The 18,568-nt window shown below is 70.6% G+C and carries 17 protein-coding genes; 4 read left to right on the forward strand and 13 right to left on the reverse strand.

Annotated features, from left to right (window positions below; all coding sequences use genetic code 11):
* Positions 1 to 9 precede the first annotated feature (9 nt).
* Positions 10 to 1,299, reverse strand: coding sequence for an adenylosuccinate synthase (locus ACFQS9_RS00275; RefSeq protein WP_378400361.1), 1,290 nt, complete (start codon positions 1,297 to 1,299; stop codon positions 10 to 12).
* Positions 1,300 to 1,477: 178 nt separating this feature from the next.
* Here ACFQS9_RS00275 and ACFQS9_RS00280 point away from each other — a divergent pair, with 178 nt between their 5' ends.
* The gene (locus ACFQS9_RS00280; RefSeq protein WP_378400363.1) at positions 1,478 to 1,852 is read left to right on the forward strand and encodes a helix-turn-helix domain-containing protein; all 375 of its coding nucleotides are present in this window, start codon (positions 1,478 to 1,480) and stop codon (positions 1,850 to 1,852) included.
* Positions 1,853 to 1,953: 101 nt separating this feature from the next.
* Here ACFQS9_RS00280 and ACFQS9_RS00285 read toward each other — a convergent pair whose 3' ends face one another.
* From ACFQS9_RS00285 to ACFQS9_RS00295, 3 genes are all read right to left on the reverse strand, one after another.
* On the reverse strand, positions 1,954 to 2,331 hold the full coding sequence (locus tag ACFQS9_RS00285) for a hypothetical protein (protein ID WP_378400365.1): 378 nt from the start codon (positions 2,329 to 2,331) through the stop codon (positions 1,954 to 1,956).
* 97 nt (positions 2,332 to 2,428) lie between these two features.
* Entirely contained in the window at positions 2,429 to 4,120 is a 1,692-nt protein-coding gene (locus tag ACFQS9_RS00290; protein ID WP_378400367.1) for a PHA/PHB synthase family protein, read from the reverse strand.
* Positions 4,113 to 4,592 (reverse strand): MaoC family dehydratase, encoded by a 480-nt coding sequence (locus tag ACFQS9_RS00295; RefSeq protein ID WP_378400369.1) that lies wholly within the window; start codon positions 4,590 to 4,592, stop codon positions 4,113 to 4,115. Before ACFQS9_RS00295 ends, ACFQS9_RS00290 begins: the two co-directional genes overlap by 8 nt.
* A gap of 459 nt (positions 4,593 to 5,051) precedes the next feature.
* On the opposite strand from ACFQS9_RS00295, the gene ACFQS9_RS00300 reads away from it, so the two are divergent.
* Positions 5,052 to 6,386 (forward strand): TIGR03118 family protein, encoded by a 1,335-nt coding sequence (locus tag ACFQS9_RS00300; protein ID WP_378400772.1) that lies wholly within the window; start codon positions 5,052 to 5,054, stop codon positions 6,384 to 6,386.
* 21 nt (positions 6,387 to 6,407) lie between these two features.
* Here ACFQS9_RS00300 and ACFQS9_RS00305 read toward each other — a convergent pair whose 3' ends face one another.
* The 8 genes from ACFQS9_RS00305 to ACFQS9_RS00340 all read right to left on the reverse strand — a co-directional run bounded on the left by ACFQS9_RS00305 (position 6,408) and on the right by ACFQS9_RS00340 (position 15,595).
* Entirely contained in the window at positions 6,408 to 6,704 is a 297-nt protein-coding gene (locus ACFQS9_RS00305) for a hypothetical protein (RefSeq protein ID WP_378400371.1), read from the reverse strand.
* A 123-nt stretch (positions 6,705 to 6,827) separates the two neighbouring features.
* On the reverse strand, positions 6,828 to 8,393 hold the full coding sequence (locus tag ACFQS9_RS00310; RefSeq protein WP_378400373.1) for a GMC oxidoreductase: 1,566 nt from the start codon (positions 8,391 to 8,393) through the stop codon (positions 6,828 to 6,830).
* Positions 8,390 to 10,246, reverse strand: coding sequence for a metallophosphoesterase family protein (locus tag ACFQS9_RS00315; protein ID WP_378400375.1), 1,857 nt, complete (start codon positions 10,244 to 10,246; stop codon positions 8,390 to 8,392). Before ACFQS9_RS00315 ends, ACFQS9_RS00310 begins: the two co-directional genes overlap by 4 nt.
* Positions 10,243 to 10,857 carry a hypothetical protein gene (locus ACFQS9_RS00320; RefSeq protein WP_378400377.1) on the reverse strand — a complete coding sequence of 205 codons (615 nt, stop codon included), beginning with the start codon at positions 10,855 to 10,857 and terminating at the stop codon, positions 10,243 to 10,245. Before ACFQS9_RS00320 ends, ACFQS9_RS00315 begins: the two co-directional genes overlap by 4 nt.
* Positions 10,854 to 11,216, reverse strand: coding sequence for a hypothetical protein (locus ACFQS9_RS00325; protein WP_378400379.1), 363 nt, complete (start codon positions 11,214 to 11,216; stop codon positions 10,854 to 10,856). Before ACFQS9_RS00325 ends, ACFQS9_RS00320 begins: the two co-directional genes overlap by 4 nt.
* Positions 11,217 to 11,218: 2 nt before the next feature.
* Positions 11,219 to 12,343, reverse strand: coding sequence for an alpha/beta hydrolase family protein (locus ACFQS9_RS00330; protein WP_378400380.1), 1,125 nt, complete (start codon positions 12,341 to 12,343; stop codon positions 11,219 to 11,221).
* 79 nt (positions 12,344 to 12,422) lie between these two features.
* Complete coding sequence (locus tag ACFQS9_RS00335; RefSeq protein WP_378400382.1) at positions 12,423 to 15,023, reverse strand: helix-turn-helix transcriptional regulator; 2,601 nt, start codon at positions 15,021 to 15,023, stop codon at positions 12,423 to 12,425.
* Between the two features lie 32 nt (positions 15,024 to 15,055).
* The gene (locus ACFQS9_RS00340) at positions 15,056 to 15,595 is read right to left on the reverse strand and encodes a hypothetical protein (RefSeq protein ID WP_378400384.1); all 540 of its coding nucleotides are present in this window, start codon (positions 15,593 to 15,595) and stop codon (positions 15,056 to 15,058) included.
* A gap of 184 nt (positions 15,596 to 15,779) precedes the next feature.
* Between ACFQS9_RS00340 and ACFQS9_RS00345 the strand changes: the two genes are divergently transcribed.
* Positions 15,780 to 16,457 carry a hypothetical protein gene (locus ACFQS9_RS00345; protein WP_378400386.1) on the forward strand — a complete coding sequence of 226 codons (678 nt, stop codon included), beginning with the start codon at positions 15,780 to 15,782 and terminating at the stop codon, positions 16,455 to 16,457.
* A gap of 15 nt (positions 16,458 to 16,472) precedes the next feature.
* On the opposite strand, the gene ACFQS9_RS00350 is transcribed toward ACFQS9_RS00345, so the two are convergent.
* Entirely contained in the window at positions 16,473 to 17,483 is a 1,011-nt protein-coding gene (locus ACFQS9_RS00350) for a transporter substrate-binding domain-containing protein (RefSeq protein WP_378400388.1), read from the reverse strand.
* Positions 17,484 to 17,626: 143 nt separating this feature from the next.
* On the opposite strand from ACFQS9_RS00350, the gene ACFQS9_RS00355 reads away from it, so the two are divergent.
* Positions 17,627 to 18,406 (forward strand): site-2 protease family protein, encoded by a 780-nt coding sequence (locus tag ACFQS9_RS00355; protein ID WP_378400390.1) that lies wholly within the window; start codon positions 17,627 to 17,629, stop codon positions 18,404 to 18,406.
* Positions 18,407 to 18,568: the final 162 nt, after the last annotated feature.

Raw genomic sequence — 18,568 nt, forward strand, 5'->3', positions numbered from 1 at the left:
CCGCGGGTCCTACCGCAGGACCTCGCGACGGACGATGGTCTCGTCCCGGCCGGGGCCGACACCGATGCACGAGATGTAGGCGCCCGAGAGCTCCTCGAGCCGCAGCACGTAGTTCTGCGCGTTCACCGGCAGTTCCTCGAAGGTGCGGGCGTGCGAGATGTCCTCCCACCAGCCCGGCATCTCCTCGTAGATCGGCTTGGCGTGGTGCACCTCGGTCTGCGACATCGGCATTTCCTCGTGTCGCACGCCGTCGATCTCGTACGCCACGCAGATCGGCACGGTGTCCAGGCTGCTCAGCACGTCCAGCTTGGTCAGGAAGTAGTCGGTGATGCCGTTGACGCGGGTGGCGTAGCGGGCGATCACGGCGTCGAACCACCCGGTGCGGCGCGCGCGACCGGTGGTCACGCCGACCTCGCCGCCCTGCTTGGCCAGGTACTCGCCGTGGTTGTCGAAGAGCTCGGTCGGGAACGGGCCCGAGCCGACGCGGGTGGTGTATGCCTTGAGGATGCCCAGGACCGTGGTGATCTTGGTGGGGCCGATGCCCGAACCGACCGCCGCACCACCGGAAGTGGGGTTGGACGAGGTCACGTAGGGGTACGTGCCGTGGTCGACGTCGAGCAGCGTGCCCTGCGAACCCTCGAGCAGCACGGTCTCGCCGGCCTCGAGCGCCCGGTTCAGCTGCAGTCGCGTGTCGGCGATCCGGTGCTTGAAGCCCTCCGCCTGGCCGAGCACCTCCTCGACGACCTGCTGGGCGTCGAGCGCCTTGCGGTTGTAGATCTTGACCAGGACCTGGTTCTTGTACTCCAGGGCGGCCTCGACCTTCTGGGTGAGGATCTTCTCGTCCAGGACGTCCGCGACGCGCACGCCGACGCGGGCGATCTTGTCCTGGTAGCAGGGGCCGATGCCGCGTCCGGTGGTGCCGATCTTCTTGGCGCCGAGGAAGCGTTCGGTGACCTTGTCGATGGCCACGTGGTACGGCATGATCAGGTGCGCGTCGGCCGAGAGCAGCAGTCGACTGGTGTCGACGTTGCGCTCTTCGAGGCCCGCGAGCTCGGTCAGCAGGACGCCCGGGTCGACCACGACGCCGTTGCCGATCACGTTGGTCACGCCCGGGGTGAGGATGCCCGACGGGATCAGGTGCAGTGCGAACTTGTCGCCGTTCGGCAGGACCACGGTGTGACCCGCGTTGTTACCGCCCTGGTAGCGCACCACCCACTGCAGGCGTCCGCCCAGTAGATCGGTAGCTTTGCCCTTGCCCTCGTCGCCCCACTGGGCGCCGATCAGGACGATTGCCGGCATGACATTGACTCCTACGGTTGACGGGCATCTGTGCATGTCGCAGCGCAGAGGCCAGCCGTCCGTGGACAGTGGCCGAAAGGACAGTTTAGTCCAACCGGGGAGCCGGACCGGCCTCGCATCACCGGATCGGAGTCGAACGGGGCCGTTTCGACTCCGCACGAGCAACTACCCTTGCGCCATGACCAGCGATGGACCGCGCCACCCCACCCTGGGCGAGATCATCAGACGACAGCGGGAACTGGCGGAGCTCCCGATGCGACAGCTGGCCGCGCTGGTGGGGATCTCGAATCCGTACCTGTCGCAGATCGAACGCAATCTCCGCGAACCCAGCGACCGCGTGCTCGAGGCGATCGCGGAGCAGCTTCACCTGTCCGCGGATGTCCTGACGGCGGAGGCGCGTCGCGATGAACCCGAGGACCTGTCGGCGATGGTGCGCCACATCCGCCGGGATCCGGATCTGACAAAGGCGCAGCGCCTGGCCCTCGAGGAAATGTACGAGACGTTCCGCGAGGTGACCCGGGCCAAGCGACGACGCGGGGCGCGCGCCGACTGACGCCGCGCGTTCTGCCGCGAGCGCCAGCGAACAGAGAACGCCCGGCACAGTCTGGATGACCGTGCCGGGCGCTCGGGCCGGGCTTCACATCTGCGCGTGGATCACTTCATGGCTTCGCGCGCGAGCGCGGTTGCCGCCGAACTGAACTCCTTGACGTATGACGTGTGAGCCTTGGTCAGGGCGCCCACCCAGTCCAGCCGGGTGGCGGCGCCGATCTTCTCCTCGATGGCGAGCAGGTCGGCGAGGCCGGACTCGTAGGCATCGAGCGTGATCGTGCCGGTCCGCTTCGCGGCCTCGACGACCGTCTCGTTGAGGGCGACGATCCGGTCGGCGTTCTCTCCCGCCAACTTGGCGAAGGCGGTGACGCCATCGGTCACGGCGGACGCGGCAGCCGCGGCGGTCGCGGCAGTCGCGGCAGTTGCGGCGGTCGCGGCGGTCGCGGTGGCATCGGTGTTGGGTGCGGTCTTCTGGGCGGTCATTTTTCGTCTCCTGGTGTCGAATCGGCGTGATTGTTAGCAGGTTAGCAGAATCATTGCTAACGGTCGGGGCTGGGTGCCATCCCGGGGCACAGGTCCCTCATTCGCGGACGTAGGTGCCCGGCGCCTCGCCGAGGACCGGATGGTGTTCACTCCCCATCCGCGGCGGCTTCCGAGTGGCGCCGGCCCGGGCGGAGGACCACGAGGCCCAGTCCTCCCACCAGGAACCCCGACGACGCTCGGCCGCATCCCGCCACGCGGCGGCGTCGGCAGGCAGCACCGGATGCTCGTCGGCCCCGGGCCCGCCGACCACCTCGTACCAGCTGCGGTCGCCCGGCGGGTTCACGATGCCCGCGATGTGCCCACCGTTGGACAGCGCGAATCGCACCTCGCCGCCCATCAACCCGACTGTCGCGTAGGAGGATTCCCACGGCACGATGTGGTCGTTGATCGCGCCCACCACATAGGTGTCGCAGCCCACGTCGCTCAGCGCCAGGGTGCGGCCGCCCCTCTCGAACTCGCCCTTGGCCAGCTGGTTGTCCCGGTACAGCGCCCGCAGGTATTCGCAGTGCATCGCGCCCGGGATCCGAATGGAGTCCTCGTTCCACGCCAGGATGTCGAAAGCATCAGGTCGCTCACCCTGCATCCACCGGCTGACCCAGTAGTTGAAGATCAGGTCGTTGGCCCGGAGGAGATCGAACGTGTCGCCCAGGTCCCGGCCGGCCAGGAACCCGCTCGCGCCGGTGCGGACCTCGACCCGCTCCAGCGTCTCCGGATCGGTCATGAACCCCATCTCGCCCGGTTCGCTGTAGTCGAGCAGGGTGTTGATCAACGTGAGCGTGCCGATCCGGCCCTCCCCGCCCGCCGCGAGGTAGGCCGCCAGCATCGTGGCGAGCGCCCCACCCGCGCAGATCGCGACGAGGTCGACGCGGTCGGACCCGCAGATCTCGGCGACGGCGTCGACAGCCGCTCCCGGGCCGCCCTGCAGATAGTCCTCGAGCGTCGCATCGCGCATCGACTCGTCCGGGTTGCGGTACGAGATGGCGAACACCGATCGACCCTGCCCCAGCGCCCACTCGACGAAGCTGCGTCCCGGAGCAAGGTCCGCGATGTAGTACTTGTTGATCCACGGGGGGTTGATCAGGATGGGCGTTTCGTGGACCTCGGCGGTGTGCGGCTCGTACTGGATGAGCTCGATCAGATCGTTGCGGAAGACCACCTTGCCCGGCGTCGCCGCGAGATCAGCTCCGAGCACGAACGCGTCCCGGTCCACCTTCAACGGACGCCCGCCGCGGCGGAGCAGGTCCTGGGCTGCGAGCCTGGACCCGCGCACCACGCTCGCTCCCCCGGTCTCGAACGCCCGGACCAGGACGGCCGGGTTGGTCACGGGGATGTTCGTGGGAGCGCAGAGGTCGACGAGCAATTGGGCGAGCTTGCGGGCCTTGCCGTCCTCGAGCGGGTCGCCCGCCCCGGCAACGACGAGGTCGTCGAGGTAGGCCGACGTGGCGAGGTACGACTGCCGCAGCGCGAAGAAGGCCGGATTGTCGTGCCACGCTGCGCTGTCGAACCGCCTGTCCCGCGGGTCGAGTGGCATCGGCGGGGTCACGTCGCGCTCCGCCAGGACCTGGGCCGACGCCACCGGGATCCGGGCCATCCGAGACGCCCACCGACCGGTGGCCGCGGCGACGCCTGCCGGGTTCCGCACCGCGCGCCCGGCCACCGCGGCCGTGGCGCCCGACCAGCCGAGCGGATCCAGCCTGGCCGCGAGGGAACGTGGAAGTCGCTCAAGCATCGGTGTCTCCGTAGTACCGCAGCAGCATCTCGGCGACGCACACCGGCCGCGGGACCCCGTCCGCCTCGAATGTCAGCCGCACGGTGAGCTGGTAGCCCCCGTCGCACGGCTCCACGGTCAGGAGTTCGGCGGTCGCCCCGATCCGCGAGCCGACGGGCAGCGGCGCGGGGAACCGGACCTTGTTGAGTCCGTAGTTGAGGACCTGCTCGCAATCGGTGACCTCGAGGATGCCCCAGAACAGCTCGACCGCCAGCGACAACGTCAGGTAGCCGTGCGCGATCGTCGTCCCGAAGGGGCCGTCCTTGGCCCGCTCGGGGTCGACGTGGATCCACTGGCGGTCACCCGTCGCCTCGGCGAACTTGTCGATTCGATCCTGCGGGATCTCGACCGTGGCCGACGACCCGAGCCGGGTGCCGGCGAGGCCGGGCAGCTCACTCATCGTGACCGTGCGGGTGGTGGTGGCAGACGCCATTGATCCTCCTGGAGATGAATTCATGATTCGCGACCGCTAGCAGGAAACCACGCGCGACAATTCCGTACATCGACAGCACGTAATTAATCAGTCCCCAATGCGACAGCGCGGTCCCACCGCCGAGGTTAATGACGTCCGACCCCGGATTCGGAAACCATTCCGCTGAGCGGGAAGGTTGCTCAACACCAGGTAAATGCCGGTTTCTGAGGTAACAGTAAAGATCGGTACCGCATTCTTCGAGTCACAGTAAATGGGAATCCGGATGCGTCTCGCCGATATCGACCAAGCGAACAACCACCAAACAACAATTGGACAACCGCCCATATCGAGACGTAATTGACGATGCCGTTTATTGGACATTTGACCAATTCGCGAGCGCAGCGCGATCGCCGATTGACACCGGCTCGAAGTGAGGCAAGGCTAATGACCGCTCCGATCCGAGAGGACAGCGTGATGGCGATGCGAGGAATCCGGACCGGATCGATCTGGGTGGTGGCGCTCGGCACGGTCCTCGCGGTCACCTCTGCGTGTACATCGCCGTCGACCGAGACGGATGCGCTCGAGGCGTTGCCGGGCAATCGCTACGCGCAGTCGAACCTGGCCGCGACCGGCGACCGGTACGCCGCCCCGTTCACCCTCCCGGACATGGTCAACGCGTGGGGTGTGGCCATCCGGCCCAAGGGCGCGGGCGGGCACTTCTGGGTGGGCGCGGGCGGCACCTCCTTCGAGTTCGTCGGCGACGTGACGGCCTCGCCGGACCCGGCGATGCGGCAGCTGCATCAGGACGGTCTGCGGGAGGTCACCGTGCCGGGCGCGGACTCGGACACCTCCGAGGCGGGTATCGGCAAGACCACCGGGGTGATCTTCAACCCCGCGCCCCTGACCTCGGACCGGTTCGTGGTCACCGGCCAGCCCGTGCAGGTGGACGGGCAGGAGCAGCTGCTCAGCGGTTCCGCGCGCTTTCTGTTCGCCACCGACTCCGGGCACATCTCGGGCTGGACCGAGCAGGGCGCCGACGGGCAGATCGTCCGCCACGACGGCCCGGCCAAGGACATGTTCGACGGCAGCGGTGAGGGCATGAACTTCTTCGGGATCGCCCTCGAGCCCCGCGGGGGTGAGGCCCTGTGGGCCGCCGATTTCGGCGCCGCACCGCAGATCCGGCAGTTCGACAAGAACTGGCAGCCGGTGCCCACCGAGGGATTCGCCAACCCGTTCGCGACGGGAGATCCCGTCGATCCGGCGAACCCCGACCTGGGGAACCGGGCCCGTCCCGGCGACCCGGCGCCGTTCAACATCACCACCGTCGGCGACCGGGTGTTCGTCGCCTACGCCACCACCAAGGCTCCGGACGGCGGTCCGGCAACGGAATTCGATGCGGGCGAGGAGGACTCCCTCGACGCCGAGCAGGAGGCCGCCGCGGGCGACAGGCCAGACCGCGGGAAGCTGGTCGAGTTCGACGCCGCGGGCGCCCTGGTCCGGGTCTTCGACGACCAGGGCCGACTCAACGCCCCGTGGGGTGTCGCGCTGGCCCCGGCGGACTTCGGTGCGCTCAGCGGCAAGCTGCTGGTCGGCAACTTCGCGGGCGCCGGACGCATCCTCGCCTTCGACGACGGCACCGGGGAGTTCGTGGACTATCTGCGGGACGAGGCGGGCGACCCGGTGGCGGTGGAGGGCCTGTGGGGACTGCTGTTCGGCAACGGGGAGAGCCTGGGCGACGCCAACGCGCTGTACTTCGCCGCCGGCCCCGAGGACGAGAAGGACGGCCTCTTCGGCGCGCTCCGGCCGGCGAGCTGACGCCCGGCGAGCGCGGCCCGGTCAGGCGACGTGCGGCACGTGCACCCACGGCGCGGGGCTGATCTGGACCTCGAGCACGGAGCCGCCCGACGCGGCCCGGATCGAGGAGGTGGGCGGCGCCCAGACGGCACCGTTGAGTTGCATGAAGATCGCCCGGTCCGGATCACCACCGAGCAGATAACACAGGTCCGTGTCCGTCCGGAACTCGCCGATCGCGTGCGGACCGATCCGCTGCGGAGGCGGCGGCTGCACAGGGCTCGGTGGCGCACCATCGAGCAGCAGTTCCTCATTGGTCGTGTTGACGACCCTGACGGTCATGCATGTCATCGGAGTCACCTCGGTTCACCCGTCACACATGTCTATCGCTCGCGATGAGTCCATCGTGACACCGTGCACCGACATCGACATGAGTAGTCGACTACGCGCCTGTGCGCCCCGCGATCAGTCCTCGGCGAGCAACAGGGCGACGGCACGTTCCGCGACCGCGGCGATGGTCTTCGACGGGTTCCGCCCGATCGCCCTCGGTATCACCGCGCCGTCCATGACGTAGAGCCCGTCCTGCCCGAACACTCGGCACGCGTGATCGACGACCCCCGCCGCCGGCGAGGCCGCCATGTTGCACCCGCCCAGCGGGTGCGGCGTCACCAGGGCACGAAATCGCTTCCAGGTGAGCAACGGGTTGGGTTTGCCCCCGGTCGCCTCGGTCAGCAGCCCGTGCATCTCCGCCATGGCCCCGATCGCCGTCTCGGACCGGTGCGGGTTCCAGTCCAGCTTCACCACCCGGCGCCACGGCCGCACCCGGCCGCGACCGAGGTAGACGGAACCGTCCGCCGCGTCCACCGACTGACCGAACCACGGCATCACCGAGTCGAACGCGCCTGCCCGCGCCAGGCGCAGCCACATCCGGCGACGCAACGGTGAGCCGACCCCGTCGCGCAGCCGCTGCTCGAAACAGTTCCGCAGCAGATTCGGCATCCCGCCGTCCTCGACGAAGTACCGCCCGCCGCGCGCACCGTCGAGGAAGTCGATGGCGGAGGTGATCGTGGGACCGGACGTCGGCGCTATCGACGTGCGGCCGTACCCCGCGGGGGTGAGGAAGTCGCCGTTCGAGCTCCAACCGCGGCCGAGGGCCCGCGGCAGGCCGGGCAGCGTCCGGTGCTCGTCGCGCGAGCGCAGCAACAGTTCCGTCGATCCGAGCGACCCGGCGGCGAGGATCACCCGGCGGGCCGTCACCGAGTCGGACCTGCGGCGCCCGCCGTCCAGGCGATCGAAGTGCACCCGCCAGCCCCCGTCCTCCCGGGAGAGGTGCCGCGCCAGGGACAGCGGCGCGATGACGGCACCGGAGTCCTCCGCCGCCGCGAGGTAGTTCAGGTCGAGGGTGTTCTTCGCCCGCGTCGGGCACCCGACGTCGCAGCTGCCGCAGTGCACGCAGGTGCCCTGCTCGCGCCCCTGGGCGTTGCGCGCCACGACGGACCTCTCGTACTCGGGTGTCTCCGCGGGCGCGGGCGTGAATCCCGGATCGAACCGGATCGCCAAGGGCACCTTCTGAAAGCGCTCGCCCGCCCCGATGGCGTCCGCGGCCCGCCGCATCAACTCGAGCCGGGCGGTGTGCTGGCCCGAGGGGATCTCCATCGGCGTCAGCATCTCGGAGACGGCGCGGTAGTACGGCGCCAGCTCCCGCGCCGTGATCGCGGACGGCCAGCCGGAGTCGAACGCCTCCGGCCGGGCGTCGATGCACACGTTCGCGTAGATCAGCGATCCCCCGCCGACGCCCGCGCCCTGCGCGACGACCATCTGGTCCAGGAACCGCAGCTCCAGCCACCCGTTGCGCCGATGCGGGGCCCGGGGATCGAACAGCCACGCGTCGCCGGGCCTGCGCGGATAGTCCTCCGGTTCCCATCGCCTGCCCCGTTCCAGCACCAGCACGCTGCGCCCGGCCGCCGCGAGCCGACAGGCCGCGACCGCGCCGCCGAACCCGCTGCCCACGATCACCACGTCGTACGTCACGGCGAACCGCCCGGCACGGTGCCGTTGGGGATCAGGAACGAGGCCTCGATCAGGTGCGGGCGCAGCGGTTCGACGGGGTCGATGACCCGCTGACAGCCCGGCGGGAGGTCCAGGCTCACCGACCCGGTGCGGCGGAACCGACCCCGTGGCGCCGGGTCGTCCCGGGACTCCACACCCGGCGCCGCCACCCACCCTGTCGACGGCGTGCGCAGGCCGATCGGATACACCCGCAGTCCCTGCGCGGAGATGTGCATCCGGAGGAAGGACTTGTACCCCTCGATGCCCTGCGCGGAATAGACCTCCAGGTTGTGCATGCCCAGCAACTTGTGGCTCAGGAACAGGTACGCGCCGAAGAGCGCGCCGCAGTACAGGTAGAGCGCGGCCAACGAGATCGGGACGCTGACCCACCAGCGGAGGCCGACCTGCAGGACCGCCCGCACGAGCAGGAATCCACCCGTCAGCAGGAGCAGCGCGTGCGCCCCGCCGACCGCCCCCGCGACGGCGGGGCGCATCCCGGGCGCGCGACCGCTGACCGCGAACGCGGACAGCGCGGCGACGATGGCGAGGCACACCGCGGCCGGCCCGAACCCCTGCAGGGTGCCGAGCACACCGCCGAGGATCCCCTCGTTGCCGCCGCCCGCACCCAGCAGCATCGCGGCGAACCCGGACAGCACCGTGAGCACGGCGGTGAAGAAGACGTTCGACGCCGGGAAGCCCAGTACCCCGCGGCGCAGCCGTACGGACTGCTGCTCCGTCGGGAAGGCCGCCTGCCATCTGGCGGAGCCGACGTAGGAGGTCCCGTCCGACATGGACACGTCCACCGGCGTGCCGATCGTGCCCTGGGTGAATGCGCCGCCCCCGCCGCACACGACGTAGTGGCGTTCCTGCTCCCCCACCGAGCCGTGGTGCCGCACGTAGTGGTGGTGGTCGCCGCTGAGTACGAGCGGCACCTCGATGTCGCCGCCGGGTCCGCGGGCCAGGTCCATGATGATGTCCAGCTTCGTGGCGGTCGCGGAATCCACTCGGCCGCCAGGGGATCCGGCCGCGGCGTCGTCGATCCAGGTCGGGTTCGGCACGCAGAGGATCACCCGGTCACCGGGCTCCAGTTGCTGCGCGCGGGCCCGGAAGTAGTCGTACTGCGGCGGGTCCAGATCGTCCTCCAGGGCGGTGTCCACGCCCCAGACCCACCACCGGTGCGGCAGCCGCAGGGCGTAGTAGCTGCGCCGCTGCTGTGCCTCCCAGGCCCCGAACCAGGTTCTGCCATCGGGTGATTGACAGAAGTGCCGGATGAAGCCGGTGAGGCCGTCGTACCAGTCGTGGTTCCCGGGAATGGCGAAGAGGCGACGCCCGCTCGGGTGCGCGATCCGGGCGCTGCGCATCGGATCGACCAGCCGATGCTGATACTCCCGACCCGACCCCGCGGGGTACACCTGATCGCCGCCCAGCAACAGCACCTCGCCCGCGGGCAGCACGGTCTGCCCGGAACCCGCGGGTGGCAGGCCCTCGACCCGGCAGTCACCCGGTACCCGCTGCGGCACCGGCTCACCCGGTTCCGCCACGACCAGTCCGTCCCGGCCGAGCAGCCACATGGCGGAGGCGGTGGCATCCCACCCGTCGCCGGTGTCCGCCATGTAGTCCAGCCAGATCTCTTCCGCGCCGGAGCAATCCGCGCAGAACGCCGGCTCGGCCTCGAGCGCGGCCATGATCTCGCGGCGCCCGCTCATCGAGCCGATCACCGACGCGGCGACGGCGCGCGCGCCGAGGGCGACCAGTTGCCGGGCCTCGAACCAGCCGACCTTGCGTTGCGGGCTGATCGTCAGCCGTCCGGCTGCCATCCGGTACGGCTCGGTCATGCCCGCCGCCGCAGCAGGTAGGTGGAGATCAGTCCGCCCGCGAAGAACGCGGCGAACCGCCCCGAGGCCGCCCACCGGCGTCGCATCGGCACGCCGCCGGTCACGGTGAGCGAGCCGAGCAGCGCGGTGAAGGCCGTCAGGCGCAGCCGCAGCATGCCCGCCGCCACCACCGGGCCCTCGCGATCTCCCTCGTGCAGGGTCACCAGCAGGGTGGTGGTGGCCGGCCACAGCCGCCACGGGCCCGCGACCCGGATCTCCTTGTGTCCTCGGAACCAGTGCCTGACCCCGTCGATGTCCACACCGAGCTCGTAGACCATGTGGGTCAGCCGGGCGTGCTGTGTGGGAGTGAACAGGCCGAAGTGCCCCGAGTCGGACTCGAATCGGCCGCCGAGCGACGGGATGTCGACCTCGCCGGACAGCCGCGCCTCGTGGCGCGGGTCATCCAGGAACGCCCCGAGGTCGTCGATGTGGATGGTCCCGCGCACCACCACACCGAACGCGCCCGGGTTTCGATACCCCGACCTCGGGTCGGTCTCGCCCGGCGTGAGCTGCCCGGTCATGGTCTCGCCGAAGCGGATCCCGGCGGCGGGCCGCCCGGACGGCCCGCTCACCGGTCCGCCCTGGCGTCGAAGGCGAGCCGGTAGAACCAGTACACCACCGCGGCCCACTGGACGAACCACAGCACCACCGCGACGGAGCTGAGCGAGTCCGTCTTGTACGCGATGGCCGTCGCGGCCAGCCCGGCGACCACCGCGACCCGAGACGGCCAGCCGAGGCCGCTGAGCCATTCGGTGCCCATCATCAGCAGCCCGGTCAGCAATGCGATCAGCGAGAGCGCGAGGAACCATCCGTCGGGCAGCGGTCGCGGACCGGTGGCCTCGTCGGAGAGCGCGGCGGCCAGTCCGGCCCCCATGAGCAGCGAGGCGCAGAGCAACAGCAGCAGGTGGCTCCACAGCAGCGAGCGCGGCATCGTCAGCCCCTGTTCAGTTCGTCGAGGATGAACGGGAAGACGTCCCGCGCGGCGTGCTTGCCGAGGAACACGTCGAGGTGCCCGTACCCGTGCATCTGCTGGAACACGTGGCGCCCCGGCGCGATCCGCTCGAAGTAGTCGAAGGTCTTCGCCATGCCCGAGGGCAGGAAGGTGTTGTTCTGGTCGCCGGTCATGAAGGCGAACCGGGCGTCGGTCTGCGGGCCCTGCGCGAACAGGTCGCTCGGCAGCACATCCGGGTAATTGCCCATCGTCACCAGGCGACCGGCAGCGGCGCATTCGGCCATCTGCTCGAAGAAGGTGACCGGGACGAACCCGAACTCACCCTTGATCCACTCGTGGGTCGCCTCGTCCAGGTTCTCGTGCGACCACAGCGTCGGGAAGCCGCTGCCGTAGGTGAAGCTGCTGTGCTTGCACACCGCGTTGTTGCATTCGTGGTGCGTCGCCCGCACCGCCCAGTCGAACACCTTGGGCCAGAACCCCGGTGCGTGCAGCCCCCACTGCGGATTGAAGTAGGGCATCACCTTGCCGAAGGTGGCGACGGCGAGGGGCAGCTTCAGGAACGACAGTGAGGTCAGCTGCGGGTGCAGTGCCACCGAGTTGCTCACCACCGTCGTCACCTCCGGCAGCAGGCCCGAGACGATGGACATCATGAAGCTGGTCGAACCCTGGCAGTGCACCACCGCCTTGAGGGTCTGCGCGCCGGTCTGTTCGAGCACCGTCCGCACCGCGGCGGGATGGTCGTGCACGGCAGCGTCGTCGAGGTGGTACTCGCTGGGGGCGAAGTCGATGCTGGCCCGCCAGTTGAGGATCCAGACGTCGTAGCCGGCGCGGGCGAGGAACTCCGGCAGCGTGTCCTCCGTCGGCGGCGAGAAGATGTCCGCGCGGACGGAGGTGCCGCCGATCAACAGCACCGGGCCTTCCCCCGGGGCGCTCGACCCCGGCAGCAGGTGCTTGAGGTTGAGCTCGCGGGGCTCCTCCTCCGCCGTGCGGAAGGGGACGGTCTCGAACCGGGCGTGCGGCGACCCGGAGGGTCGGGGACCGGGCGACGCGAAGGCGGCACCGTCGAGCCGCGCAGGATCGAGGCGTCTGCGCTGGGATCGCCGCATCGCGGCTCCGTTCGTCGGAAGGGCGGTTGTTGTCCCGTCCATTGTGTCGCCTCCGCCCGGGGACGGCGCGCGTAGTGGGCTACCTGCTTCCCACCCGGACCGCGTCCGCCAGCGCGGCCCGGTCCGCGACGTTCAGTTTGATGCACGAACGGTAGATGTGACCCTCGATCGTGCGGACGGAGACGACGAGGCGATCCGCGATCTCCTTGTTGGACAGGCCGAGCGCCACCATCGACGCGACCTCCCGTTCGCGCTCGGTGAGCGGCAGCGGCTTCGCGACCACCGCGAGTGCGGGTGTCGTGGCCCCGCACAGGTCCGCGAGCCGCTTGGCATTGGCCGTCGACGCGAGTTCGGCGCGGCGATTTCCGGCGCTCGCGTGCGCCGCCGCCGCCTGCGCGGCCGCGTCCGCCGCCGCGAGGAGTGCGCCCGCCTCCTCCACTTTCGCGGCGATGGTGTCCAGCGCCTGCCCGTCGCCGTCCGCCAACGCCCTCGCGTGGGCGGCGGCGGCCTTGATCAGGGGGCTCGGGACCCGGTCCGCGATCTCCGCCAGGCGCGGCGCGGTGGTGGCGTCCCCGAACCGGGCGGCCAGGTACAGGCACAGCCCCTCCTGCGCGAGCAGCTCCGACCCGGCCGCGGCGGCGGCCCCGGCCCTGGCATGGGCGATCGCACGTCGGGTGTCCGACTCGCTGGCCGCAACCCACGCCCTGGTCAGCTCCAGGTCGGACCGGAACACCTCGGTGTTCGCGCCGAACAGGCGCTCGGCGCGCACCAACTCCTCGCGGGCGTCCCCAGCCCGGCCGAGCGCGGCGAGGGACTGACACAGGAACGCCGCGGACAGGAAGGCCCACGAATAGCCGGTGCCCTCGAGAACCGCTGCCGCCTGGCGGAATTCGGTCTCCGCCGCGGCCAGCGCACCCTTGACGAACAGCACCCGGCCCAGCAGCACGCCACCGAGCGAGCGGCCCGGCTGCTGCATCTCGGCGAAGTCGACGTAGTGCCGCGCGAGCTCCTCCGCCGCATCGAGCTCACCCGACATCGTCTGCGTGTACACCTGGCCCAGCCCGATCGTGAAGCGCAGTAGGCCGGTCTCGGACTCCGCCGCCGCCGCCAGCCCGCGCTCGGCGAACGAGGGGACCTCGTCGAACCGGCCCAGGTACGCGGTGGCCAGCGCGCCACTCGCGCCCGCCCACGCCTTTGCGAGCGGTAGCGCGTCGGGCGAGTCGATCACCTCGTAGATGCTCGCCGTCGCCGCTGCCGGCTGCGCCGCGTACACGGCGAACATCGCTTCCAGCGCATCGAGCAGGTTCAACGCCGCCGGGTGCGCGAGCCGGGTGCGCACCTCCGCCATCACCGATGCGGCCTCGTCCGGCCTGCCGAGCATCCAGAACAGGTTGGCCGAGCGCGGAAGACACCAGAGCAACAGGTCGAACTCGCCGAGCGGGGTGGTGTCGATCGGGCCCAGCACCGCCTCGGCCTCCGTGCCGCGGCCCTGCCAGGCCAGCGAATGGGCGAGCGGAAGGGCGGCGGCGAAGCCGGCACCCATCGCCATCGCTCCGCGCGCGAGCCGCTCGCCGAGGACGAGTTCGCCGAGCGTGAGCGCGTCGCGTGCCGCGGCGATCAGCAACTCGGGCTCCGGCGGCGAATCGCTGTCCAGCGCAAGGGCGGCCAACCGGATCCGATCGCTCACGTGCGCGGGCGGGTGGTCCGCGATCTGGCGGGCCATCTCGCCGCGCAGCCTACGCGCGGCGAGGACGCCGGTGCCGGCCCGCACCACCTCGCCGTACAGCGGGTGCGCCAGCTTCACCGTCAATCCGGAGTCGTCGCGCTTGCGCACCCGCACCAGGCCCGCATTCTCCGCCGCCTCGACCGTCTCGGGGTCGCTGAGCTTCGAGAGCACCTCCAGCGAGAGCGGCTCCTGGAACGCCAGCAGCTCCAGCACATGCCGCAGCGCGGGGTCCAGGTGATCGATCCGCGACTCGATCAGGGTGCTCAGGTGCGGGCTGATCACGGTCTCGCCGCGGAGCTGCCACACCCCGGCGACCGCACGCAGCGTGCCGGCCTCCAACGCGCCCTCCACCACGTGCCGCAGGAACAGCGGGTTGCCCTCGGACATCACGAAGATCCGGTCCGCGCTCGACTCCTCGATCGGACCGCCGAGCACCGACTCCACGAGCGTGATCGCCTCCGCCCGGGTGAACGGCGGCAGCTCCACCCTGGTGAGCAGGTCGTCCTTCCACAGCGCGGTGATCGCGTCCGGCACCGGTTCCCCGGTCCGGACGGTGACCACGAGCGGGGCGATCCGGTTGACGGCGAGCTGGTGCACGAACGTCGCGGAGAGCCGGTCGAGCAGGTGCGCGTCGTCGACCCCGATCACCAGGTCGGCTCCGTCGGCGACGAGGTGCTCGCGGGCCGCGCGCAGCACCGAGGCCGCGTCCATCGGGCTCGACACGCCCACCAGGTGGGCGAAGGCTCCGAGCGGCACGGCGCGCGCCGATTCGGTGCCCGCGGCCCAACGCCGGTCACCGGCGAAGGCACCGACGGCCGCCCTGGCCAGGGTCGTCTTGCCGACCCCGGCCTCGCCGGTGAGCACGGCACCCCACGGCCCCCGCCGATTGCGCAACGTGGACACCACGGTGCGGAGCTCGTCGTCCCGATTCACCGTGGGCCACGCGAAGACCATGGCCGAAGTCTAAGGTCTGCCCCGGAGCGCTCTCACTCCGCGATGAGAACGAACCCGGGTCGGTGCGACGGGCCGCCGTCGGAATCCGATCCGTCGATCGCGGCGACGATCACCCCGGCCCCGGTGCGCACCAGCGTCGAGCGGGTCGCCGGGTCCGGCGGGATGTCGGCCGTGAACTGATCGAGGGGGTGCGATCCGCCCCGGAGGGTGGCCATGTTGAACCAGGTCACCGCCAGGTCCTCGTCCCACGAATCCGGCCCGGAGCCCGGCGGGAGGTCCACCGTGAACCGCAGGGTGTCCGCCCGCGTGGCGAGCCGATCGGTCCTGGCCTTCCCGATCCGCAGGCCCCGCGGCTGCACCTGGAAGCGCCGGGAGTTCAGTCCGGAGGGCGTGCACATCTGACCGATCCCGAGGTCGAGCAGGCGGCGGGCCGCTTCGAGGTCCGCGGCGCGGCCCGCGTCGCCCTCTTCGCGCATCTCGGCCGCCGCCGCGACGAGGCCCGACCTGCAGAACCGGATGGTGCGGGCAAGGGTGTCCGGGTGGTCGCGCGTGGTCGGCATCGTGATCTGCATGGTGATCTCCGGTCGGTTGGGCGGCTCACTCCGACGCTATTGCCGTCGTGCGCGGATGGCACGAGTAGTGGGGTACTCGTTATGCCGGCGTGCCCGGTTTGGGTGACCGAATGTCACCTTCGTATCGTCTGGTTGTACGAATGTGACCATCGGTCGACCGCCGACCCGGACCGGGAGCAGAACCTTGACCAGTCTCGTGCTCGCCTGCGGTGACGCGCCGATCCCACCCCGGTTGGCGGAGCTCACCACGGTCACCGCGCCCGCGGTACCCACCAAGCCGGACTTCGACGAACTGCTCCCGTTGCTCGACGAGCTGGGCGGGTCCCCGTCCGCACCCCGGCTGGTCGTCGTCGGCGAGGACGCCGCGCTGGCTGCCGCGTTGACCCGGTTGATGCGCACCGAGCGGCTGTCCGTCGAGCTCGCCTACGTCACGGCGACGCGAACCCCCGCGACGCGGCTCTACCGGCTGCCGACCGGCTCCCCCGCCGCCGACCTGGCCGTGCTGGGTCGGGCCGCACCGCTTCCGTTGGTCCGGGACGACTCGGGCACCGCGCTGGTCGGACTCGCCACCATCACCGGCCCAGAGGGCGGCGAACTCGTCGGCGAGACGTACGCGGACTCGACCAGGCTGTTCTCCGGGACCATCCGGTCGCTGCGGGTCTCACCGACCCTGGAGGCGCCCGGCGTCCGGGCCGCCGCCGCCCGGGGCTGGGGATTTCTCGGCCCGCGGTGGACTCCCGCCCGCGCGGTCCAGACCGGGTCGGTGGCGGCGGTCGTCACCCGCGACGGCGTCACGACGCCCCGTTCACTGAAGCGGTGCAGCTTCTACCGGCATCCGCAGGACTGGCTGCTCGTCCGCTGACGCGGGCTCCTCGGGTCAATCGCGGTAGACCGGGGCCGGCGGCGCGGGCGGCGGGCCGAGAACCGAGAGCCAGCGGTCGTGCAGCGCCGCCCAGGTCCCGTCCGACCGGATCCGCTCGAGCGTCGCATTGACGAAGCGGACCAGCTCGTCGTCGCCACGGTCGATCCCGATCCCGTACGGCTCCGCCTCCAGGCTGCCGCCCACGATCTCCAGGTAGGGGTCCTGCGCGGCGAGACCGGCCAGGAGCGCGTCGTCCGTGGTGGCCGCCTCCACCTGTCGTTGCTGAAGCGCGACGAGGCAATCCGCCCAGGTCTCGACGGCGAGGACGGTCGCGGCCGGCTGAACCCGCTGCAGGTTGGCCAGCGAGGTGGTGTTCGGGACCGTGCACACCCGCTTACCGGCGAGATCTGCGACACCGCCGATCCCGGACCCCTCCGTCACCAGGATCCGTTGCGCGGCAAGGAAGTAGACGGTCGAGAAGTCGATCCGTTCCGCCCGGTCACAGGTGATCGTCATGGCGTTGATGATCAGGTCCACCGAACCGCTCCGCAGCGCGGGCTCGCGATCGACCGTGTTGCGGATCTGGAACTCCACCTTCGACGGGTCACCGAAGATGTCGCGGGCGATCTCCCGCGCGATGGCGACGTCGAATCCGGCGAGATCACCCGTGCGGGGGTCCCGGAAGCTGAACAGGTTGGTGGACTGGTCGACCGCGACGATCAGCCGGCCGCGCTCGGCGATGCGGGCGAGCGGGCCGCCCGGCGGCATCGACCCGGGCGTCGTCGGTGCCCCCGGCCGCAGGCTGGGCGTCGCGTCACAGCTCGTCGGTGCCGGGGCGGCATTCGATGGCGGCCCACCACCCTCGGTGGGGAGGACCAGCGCGCCGCCGGGCAGCGGCGGGGCGAACGTCGGGGTTGTCGGGGACGCCGGGCCGTCGAGGGCCGGGCCGGAGCATCCCGTCAGCGCCACGAGCGCGAGCACCAGGAGGGCGCGGCGCGGCCGCCATCGAGCTCCTCGTCCCGACATCACACCCCCAGGTGGGCAATGGTCGAGCTTCTCCTCCGGGGCACCGAGCCCCGCACCCCCATCCTTCCGCCCGCGGTCACCGAGGGGAAGTGATCCGGGCGCTCCCACCGTCACCGCCGGGCGGGGCGGGTGATACTGGGCGCATGACCTTCCCCGGTGCCCCCACTCGAAGGGTCGCGGTCCGCCCGAGCCCGGTCTTCTTCGGTGTCGTCGCGTTGGCGGTGCTCGGCGGCGCGCTGTCCTGGAACGCCGCCCCGCGTTCCACGCTCGCGCACGTCGGCGTTTTCCTGCTGGTCATCGCCGGCTGGGTGGTGACGGTATGCCTGCACGAGTTCGGTCACGCCTACACCGCGTGGCGGCACGGCGACGACGAGGTGGAGGCCCGCGGGTACCTCACGCTGAACCCGCTCAAGTACAGCCATCCGCTGCTCTCGATCGGGCTGCCGGTGCTGTTCATCGCGCTCGGCGGCATCGGGTTGCCGGGCGGCGCGGTCTACCTGCGCACCGCGGGACTGCCCGCCCGGGTGCAGCGGCGGATCTCGCTGGCCGGGCCCGCGGTGAACGCGGCCGCGGCGGTGGTGCTGCTGCTGGTGATCTCCGTGTTCGGCAGCGGCAGCGAGCACCGGGTCTTCTGGTATGGCCTCAGTTTCCTGGCGTTTCTCCAGGTGATGGCCACGGTGCTGAACCTGCTCCCGGTGCCGGGCCTGGACGGGTACGGGGCGCTGGAGCCGTCGCTGTCCCCGCAGACCCGGCGTGCCCTGGACCAGTACAAGGGCCTGGGCATCCTGTTCCTGGTGGCGCTGCTGTTCGTGCCGTTCATCAACCGGGCGTTCTTCGACGCCATCTACTGGCTGTTCGGCCTGTCCGGGGTGCCGGAGATCTGGGCGCAGTACGGCAACTACCTGATGCGCTTCTGGCTGTAGGCGGCTCCGCCGCCCGTGCGCGGTTGGTGAGTGCAGGGACTCACTGAGCACTCACGGGCGGCCATGAGTATCGCGCTCTGAGCAACTTCGGACGCCGGGATGGGGATCTACACCCCTCGGGTGCCTACTTGCCGGGCGTTCGCTCGTCGACGATCGGAGTAC

The organism is Rhodococcus daqingensis (assembly GCF_042665615.1).
GTDB lineage: Bacteria > Actinomycetota > Actinomycetes > Mycobacteriales > Mycobacteriaceae > Rhodococcus_G > Rhodococcus_G daqingensis.

What these genes read in the sequence shown, in the direction of transcription:
- ACFQS9_RS00275 (WP_378400361.1), bottom strand. Translation starts at nt 1,299, where the DNA reads ATGCCGGCAATCGTCCTGATCGGCGCCCAGTGGGGCGACGAGGGCAAG.
- ACFQS9_RS00280 (WP_378400363.1), top strand. Translation starts at nt 1,478, where the DNA reads ATGACCAGCGATGGACCGCGCCACCCCACCCTGGGCGAGATCATCAGA.
- ACFQS9_RS00285 (WP_378400365.1), bottom strand. Translation starts at nt 2,331, where the DNA reads ATGACCGCCCAGAAGACCGCACCCAACACCGATGCCACCGCGACCGCC.
- ACFQS9_RS00290 (WP_378400367.1), bottom strand. Translation starts at nt 4,120, where the DNA reads ATGCTTGAGCGACTTCCACGTTCCCTCGCGGCCAGGCTGGATCCGCTC.
- ACFQS9_RS00295 (WP_378400369.1), bottom strand. Translation starts at nt 4,592, where the DNA reads ATGGCGTCTGCCACCACCACCCGCACGGTCACGATGAGTGAGCTGCCC.
- ACFQS9_RS00300 (WP_378400772.1), top strand. Translation starts at nt 5,052, where the DNA reads ATGCGAGGAATCCGGACCGGATCGATCTGGGTGGTGGCGCTCGGCACG.
- ACFQS9_RS00305 (WP_378400371.1), bottom strand. Translation starts at nt 6,704, where the DNA reads ATGACCGTCAGGGTCGTCAACACGACCAATGAGGAACTGCTGCTCGAT.
- ACFQS9_RS00315 (WP_378400375.1), bottom strand. Translation starts at nt 10,246, where the DNA reads ATGACCGAGCCGTACCGGATGGCAGCCGGACGGCTGACGATCAGCCCG.
- ACFQS9_RS00325 (WP_378400379.1), bottom strand. Translation starts at nt 11,216, where the DNA reads ATGCCGCGCTCGCTGCTGTGGAGCCACCTGCTGCTGTTGCTCTGCGCC.
- ACFQS9_RS00330 (WP_378400380.1), bottom strand. Translation starts at nt 12,343, where the DNA reads ATGCGGCGATCCCAGCGCAGACGCCTCGATCCTGCGCGGCTCGACGGT.
- ACFQS9_RS00335 (WP_378400382.1), bottom strand. Translation starts at nt 15,023, where the DNA reads ATGGTCTTCGCGTGGCCCACGGTGAATCGGGACGACGAGCTCCGCACC.
- ACFQS9_RS00340 (WP_378400384.1), bottom strand. Translation starts at nt 15,595, where the DNA reads ATGCAGATCACGATGCCGACCACGCGCGACCACCCGGACACCCTTGCC.
- ACFQS9_RS00350 (WP_378400388.1), bottom strand. Translation starts at nt 17,483, where the DNA reads ATGTCGGGACGAGGAGCTCGATGGCGGCCGCGCCGCGCCCTCCTGGTG.
- ACFQS9_RS00355 (WP_378400390.1), top strand. Translation starts at nt 17,627, where the DNA reads ATGACCTTCCCCGGTGCCCCCACTCGAAGGGTCGCGGTCCGCCCGAGC.